This window comes from Pseudomonas sp. P5_A2_2 (assembly GCF_054177685.1).
Genome location: NZ_JBGCUL010001137.1, coordinates 1 through 1,339, shown reverse-complemented (window position 1 = coordinate 1,339; position 1,339 = coordinate 1). Strand labels below are relative to the sequence as shown.

General features: G+C 51.2%; 1 protein-coding gene and 1 pseudogene. Both read left to right on the top strand.

All coding sequences use genetic code 11. The features are described from left to right. Positions 1-275: 275 nt before the first annotated feature. A pseudogene (locus ACXRVY_RS29500) lies at positions 276-359 on the top strand (exopolysaccharide biosynthesis polyprenyl glycosylphosphotransferase); the annotation flags it as partial. A gap of 109 nt (positions 360-468) precedes the next feature. Beyond that, on the top strand, positions 469-1,339 hold an 871-nt coding region (wbpA, locus tag ACXRVY_RS29495; protein WP_458239018.1), incomplete at its 3' end, for a UDP-N-acetyl-D-glucosamine 6-dehydrogenase.

The window sequence follows — 1,339 nt, the reverse complement described above, 5'->3', positions numbered from 1 at the left end:
ATATAAGTCAGAGAGCGTTTAATTTTCACCACCGCTTTTAATGATAGGCGAGCGCCCCTGAGACCCTAAGGGCGTTCAGAGTACCGTACTTCCTGCACCTGCAATAAATGATACAGGCATATTAATAGATACAACCGCTTTCAGGGACTAGCAAAAAATCCTGGGGCGGTAGCGTGCCCAAACCTCAATATCGGCCACGGCAAATCCCTCCCCGCCATAGATAAGGGGAAAGCCAAGACCATCAACGGTTTGTGCCAAAGGCAGAACCAACAACTTACCTCAATAACTGGCCGTTGTGGCTGGATATGAAAATTCTGATAAAGACGCCCTTCATGCTGTTATCGAAAGATATCTATTAAAGGTCGCGACCGTCACCTGTAGAAACGTTGCGCTGGTAAGTAATAAACAAGCGCAGGCGATACACCGACAGAACTCTTAACTTTACCCCTACCAATCCGAGTCTTTCTTATGTCCGAACACCAAGAAACCAGTATCGCAAAATTCAAAAGCAAGGAAGCTATCATCGGCATCGTCGGCCTCGGTTATGTAGGTCTGCCGTTGATGCTGCGTTACAACGCCATCGGCTTCCGAGTGTTGGGTATTGACATTGATGAAAGCAAAGTAATCAAGTTGAACTCGGGCGAGAGCTATATAGAACACATTCCAGCAAGCAAGATTAAACTCGCGCGCGAGAGCGGCTTTAGCGCTACTACCGACTTCAGTCGTGTTAGCGAATGCGATGCTCTGATTCTCTGTGTACCGACTCCCCTTAACAAATATCGCGAGCCGGACATGAGCTTCGTGATCAACACCACTGATGCGCTTAAACCCTATTTGCGCGCGGGCCAAGTGGTCTCGTTGGAAAGCACCACCTACCCCGGTACCACCGAGGAAGAACTGCTACCTCGCGTACAGGAAGGCGGTCTAACTGTCGGCAAGAACATTTTCCTGGTCTACTCGCCAGAGCGCGAAGACCCGGGCAACCCCAACTTTGAAACTCGCACTATTCCGAAAGTCATCGGCGGCCATACCCCCGCTTGCCTAGAAGTTGRTATTGCTCTGTATGAGCAGGCCATCGACCAAGTGGTACAGGTCAGCTCGACCAAAGCAGCGGAAATGACCAAGCTGCTGGAAAACATCCACCGCGCCGTCAACATCGGCTTGGTCAACGAAATGAAAATCGTCGCCGACCGCATGGGCATCGACATCTTCGAAGTTGTCGATGCAGCAGCCACCAAACCTTTCGGCTTCACCGCCTACTACCCTGGTCCAGGCCTCGGCGGTCACTGCATACCGATCGACCCCTTCTACCTGACCTGGAAGGCGCGCGAATATGGTC